The 4,815-nt window shown below is 70.3% G+C and carries 6 protein-coding genes and 2 rRNA genes; all 8 read left to right on the top strand.

Annotated elements, in window-relative coordinates; all coding sequences use genetic code 11:
• Positions 1-109, top strand: a 23S ribosomal RNA gene (locus VI078_10325); the annotation flags it as partial.
• 227 nt (positions 110-336) lie between these two features.
• Positions 337-453: ribosomal RNA gene (gene rrf, locus VI078_10320) — 5S ribosomal RNA — on the top strand.
• A 129-nt stretch (positions 454-582) separates the two neighbouring features.
• Positions 583-1,065, top strand: a complete 483-nt coding sequence (locus tag VI078_10315) for a DinB family protein (protein ID HEY5999678.1) — start codon at positions 583-585, stop codon at positions 1,063-1,065.
• 110 nt (positions 1,066-1,175) lie between these two features.
• Entirely contained in the window at positions 1,176-1,451 is a 276-nt protein-coding gene (locus VI078_10310; GenBank protein ID HEY5999677.1) for a hypothetical protein, read from the top strand.
• 25 nt (positions 1,452-1,476) lie between these two features.
• Positions 1,477-1,833: a hypothetical protein gene (locus tag VI078_10305; protein ID HEY5999676.1), complete on the top strand. Its 357-nt coding sequence runs from the start codon at positions 1,477-1,479 to the stop codon at positions 1,831-1,833.
• Between the two features lie 13 nt (positions 1,834-1,846).
• Positions 1,847-2,518 carry a phosphatase PAP2 family protein gene (locus VI078_10300; protein HEY5999675.1) on the top strand — a complete coding sequence of 224 codons (672 nt, stop codon included), beginning with the start codon at positions 1,847-1,849 and terminating at the stop codon, positions 2,516-2,518.
• Between the two features lie 64 nt (positions 2,519-2,582).
• On the top strand, positions 2,583-3,605 hold the full coding sequence (gene pheS, locus VI078_10295; GenBank protein HEY5999674.1) for a phenylalanine--tRNA ligase subunit alpha: 1,023 nt from the start codon (positions 2,583-2,585) through the stop codon (positions 3,603-3,605).
• Between the two features lie 10 nt (positions 3,606-3,615).
• On the top strand, positions 3,616-4,815 hold a 1,200-nt coding region (locus VI078_10290; GenBank protein HEY5999673.1), incomplete at its 3' end, for a phenylalanine--tRNA ligase subunit beta.

Genomic DNA, 4,815 nt, shown 5'->3' with positions numbered 1-4,815 from the left:
CGCAAGGCCCCTGAAGATCCCTTGTAGACGACGAGGTTGATAGGCTGGGTGTGGAAGCGCAGTAATGCGTTAAGCTAACCAGTACTAATCGATCGTGAGGCTTGACCATTATTTCGTCTTTAGCAGATTCGGCCCGAACGGCCGCTCTGCGAATGACGGCCGCGCTCTGGTCACTGCTTGATTCTCGCCTGATATTCAGTTCCGCCGTGCTCGATCGTGCTCCAGATGCAAGGCGCGCGACGAAGCGAATGCCGAGGCGACCTGGTGGTCGCCGCAGGCAGGCGCAAGGAGCGCAACGCCGCAGATGGGACGCTAGCGAGTGCGGCGCACGGATTTCCTGGCGGTTATAGCGGAGGGGTCACACCCGTTCCCATTCCGAACACGGCCGTTAAGCCCTCCAGCGCCGATGGTACTGCCTCCGTACGGGGGTGGGAGAGTAGGACGCTGCCAGGAATATTGTTGAAGGCCCGGCGGGGCAATCCGCCGGGCCTTTTTTTGTCTTCTTCCTGTTGTCGCATGTTGCCGAAGCGCGCGTGGGAACATAGATTCCGCTCATCGTCCCCCTTCCATGCGAGGTGAGCCATGAATCTGCGCGAGTTCTACCTGGAGCGCCGCCGTGCGGAGTATCCCGCCTTCGTGCGGGTCCTCGACGCACTGCCGGCGGATCGGCTGGCGTATCGGGCGCACGAGCGCTCGCCGTCGGCGGCGGAGCTGGCCTGGAAGATCGTCCACGCGACCAGGACGAGCCTCGACGTCGCCACGACCCACCGGGGCGAGTCGAACGCGTCGCCTCCGCCGCCGCTGGCCGAGATGCGGGAGCACTTCGCGGGCTGGTCCGAGGAACTGGTCGCGCGCGTCACGTCCATGGACGACGCGGCCTGGGACCAGCCGGCGCGCTTCTTCCACAAGGGGGCGCTCGTGCTCGAGCAGCCGGCGGGCGCCTTTCTCTGGTTCATCCTCTTCGACTCGATCCACCACCGGGGGCAGCTCGCCGCATACCTGCGCCCGATGGGCGGGAAGGTGCCCTCGATCTACGGGCCGTCGGCGGACGATCGCGGAAGATAGGACGAAGCGCATCCGCTGGGGCGGCGCGGCCGGGCGCGCCCTCCCCGCTCTTCCCCTGCGCGCGCCGCATGCGCTAGAATGTCCCGTACGAACTCGGACAGGGGGACGCCATGGCGAAGACAGGCTCGAGGCAGCGGTGGATCGTGATGGGCGCCGTCGCGGCGGCGGCCGTCTTTGCATTTTCATTTTTCTCCGGCGGCTGCCAGAAGAAGGAGACCGCGAGCGAGAAGGCCGGCCGCGAGGCGCGCGAGGCCTTCGACAAGAGCAAGGAACTGCTCAAGGAAGGCCTGCAGAAGGGCACCGAGGCCGCCAAGCAAGGGGTCGAGGCCTCGAAGGAAGCCGCCAAGGACTTCCAGAAGGGCTGGCAGGAAGGCGGCAAGAAATGAGGGCGGCACGGAGCCGCCGCGTCCGATGACCGGGAACGCCCAGGGCCCCACGGGCGCCTTCACCGACGAGGAGGAGCGCCTCCACGCGGAGGGGTTCGCCGCTATCAACGCCGCGATGGCGGCGGGGCTGGCCTTCGACGCCGCCTGCGCGCGGATCGACGTGGCGGACCCGGATCTGCGCCGGATCATCATCGACGACTTCCTCAAGGTGACGATCGCCCAGCGGCACTTCCAGGGCGGCGAGAGCACCGAGCAGGTCGCCGGCGCTCTCGGCATCCCGGTCGAACGCGTCGAGTTCGCCCGCAAGGAAATGCTCGCCGAGGTCGCCGCCGCGTCCGTCGACGTCTTCCGCCGGCAATCGGGGCAGGGCGCGGACGCCTGAGCGCCGCGTCCCCGTGAGCGAAGACCGCCCCCAGCCCCTCGGGGGCGAGTGTGCCCAGCACGCCCTGATCGCGCTGCTCGTCGCAGCCGCGGTCGCCGCCTGCTACTTCTCCGTGGATCGCCCGGTGGCACTCTGGGCCCACGGCCTCGCGCCCGGCGTCGCCGCCGCGGCGCATGCGATGTCGGCACCTGGCTCCTCGGCGCCGTACCTGATCGGGTTCGCCCTGGCCTACGCGATACTGCGGCTCGCCGCGCACCGGCCGCTCCTGGCGCAGCGGGCGCTCTATCTCTTCGCCGCGGTGGCGGTCTCCGGCCTGGCCGCGGACCTCGCCAAGGACGCCTTCGCCCGATGGCGGCCGATCGCGCTCTTCACCGCGAAGGCGCACTACGGCTTCGCGCTCTGGCATGGCGGTTACAAGCACGCCTCCTTCCCGTCCGGCCACGCGACCACGGCCGGCGCGCTCGCTCTCGCGCTGACGCTGCTTGCCCCGCGGTGGCGCCTGCTGTGGCTGGCACTGGCCGCTCTGGTCGCCGCGGGGCGCGTGCTCGGCGGGGCGCACTTTCCCGGCGATGTCGTCGCGGGGCTCTGGCTCGGGGCCGTGGTGGCGCTCGCGCTCTCGCGTTCGCGCTGGTTCCGCGGCGCGATCCCGCAACCCACGGGGCTGCCAGGTCCGCCGCGCGTTTGACAAGCGCTCGCCCGGGATGATAGAAAATCCCGGGAATTTCAAGCCTTTCTTCGAAAGGGAGACCATGGAAGAACAGATTCGCGCACTCGGCGAACGGGCGCTGGCCGCGCTGGCGACAGCGCGCGACGAGGCACTCGAAACCTGGCGCGTCGAGTACCTGAGCCGCAAGAGCAGCCTCGCCACGCTCATGACGAAGCTCGGCACGGTGGCGAAGGAGGAGCGGCCGCGCATCGGCGCGCTGGCCAACGAGATCAAGACCGCGCTCCAGGCCGCGTTCGACGGGCGCGTTGCCGCGCTGGAGGTCGAGCGGCGCGCGACGGCCGAGGCCGCCGACCGCGTCGACGTGACGCTCCCCGGGGCGCCGCCGGACCCGGGGCGCCTGCACCTGACGACGCAGACGCTGCGGCGCATCTGCGGGATCTTCCACGGGATGGGCTTCGAGGTCTTCGAGAGCCCCGAGGTCGAGAGCGACCACTACAACTTCGAGCTGCTGAACATGCCGCAGCACCACCCGGCGCGCGACATGTGGGACACCTTCTACGTCGACGAGAAGACGCTCCTGCGCACGCACACCTCGCCGGGGCAGATCCACGCCATGAAGCGCCACCACCCCGAGCCCTTCCGCGTGGTGCTCCCCGGGCGCGTCTTCCGCTACGAGGCGGTCTCGGCGCGCTCCGAGTTCATGTTCTTCCAGGTCGAGGGGCTGGCGGTCGGCCGCAACGTGACGATGGCGCAACTCAAGCAGCTGCTCGAGAGCTTCGCGAGCCAGATGTACGGCGGGGAGCGGCGCCTGCGGCTGCGCGGCAGCTACTTCCCGTTCACCGAGCCGAGCGTCGAGGTCGACATGGACTGCATCCTCTGCGGTGGCAAGGGCTGCCGGATCTGCAAAGGAACCGGCTGGCTCGAGATCGCCGGAGCCGGCATGATCCACCCCAGCGTGCTCGCCAACGGGGGGTACGACCCGGCCGAGTTCTCGGGCTTCGCCTTCGGCATGGGCCCCGAGCGCATCGCGATGCAGGTGCACGGGATCGACGACATCCGCTACTTCTACAGCAACGACCTGCGCTTCCTCGCGCAGTTCGGATGAGAGGCGAGCCATGCGCGTGCCGCTGAGCTGGCTTTCGGAGTTCGTGACCCTGCGCGTCCCGCTCGAGGAGCTGCTCGAGCGCCTGCCCGCCGCCGGCATCGAGGTCGAGGAGGTCGAGTGCGTCGGCCTCGACTGGGACCGCGAGCGGGTGCTCGTCGGCGAGATCACCGCCGTGCGCCGCCACCCGAACGCCGACCGGCTGACGTTGGCCACCGTGGCCTACGGCGCCGGCCGCACGATCGAGGTCGTGACCGGCGCGCCGAACATCACGGTCGGCATGTCCGGGGTGAAGGTGCCGCTCGCCCTCGTCGGGGCGCGCCTGATCGACGCCTACGCGCCGGAGGGGGGCACCATCACGCTCAAGCCCTCGAAGATCCGGGGCGTCAAGTCCGAGGGGATGGTCTGCTCCGAGAAGGAGCTGGGCATCAGCGGCGAGCACACCGGCATCATGGTGCTCCCCGACGACGCCGTGCCGGGGACGTCGCTGGCCGACCTGCTCGGCGACACCGTGTTGCACGTCGAGCTGACGCCGAACCTCGCGCACTGTCTCTCGCTCGCCGGCATCGCCCGCGAGATCGCGGCCATGGGCTGCGGCGACCTGGTGGAGCGCGACGACGCGGTCGTGGAGGGCGGGGGCGAGGCCTCCGCGGCGATCGCGGTGCGCATCGACGACCCCGAGCTGTGCAACCGCTACTGCGGGGCGGTGGTGGAGCGCGTCGCAATTGGCCCGGCGCCGTTTGTCATGCGCCACCGGCTGCGCCTGGCCGGCATCCGGCCGATCAACAACGTCGTCGACGTCACCAACTACGTGATGTGGGAGACGGGCCAGCCGCTGCACGCCTTCGACCTCGACAGGCTGCGGGGCGAGCAGGGCGGGGCGGGGCCGGTGATCGTCGTGCGCCGCTCGCACGAGGGCGAGGCGATGACGACCCTCGACGGCGCGCGCCGCGACCTGAAGACCGGCACGCTGCTGATCTGCGACGGCGCGGGGCCGGTCGCGCTCGCCGGCGTCATGGGCGGGCTGCACAGCGAGGTCACGGACGCGACGACGCGCGTGCTCATCGAGGCCGCGCAGTTCGACCGCACGAGCATCCGCGTCACGGCCATCGGTCAGAAGCTGCCGAGCGAGGCGTCGCTGCGCTTCGGCCGCGGGGTGCCCGCCGCCGGGTGCGCCGCCGCCGCCCGGCGCGCCGCCGAGCTCATGCGCCGC

It is taken from the genome of bacterium, from assembly GCA_036524115.1.
Classification (GTDB): Bacteria; JAUVQV01; JAUVQV01; order JAUVQV01; family DATDCY01; genus DATDCY01.
Note: the sequence above shows the minus strand (reverse complement) of the source record. Positions and strands in the feature narration are given on the sequence as shown.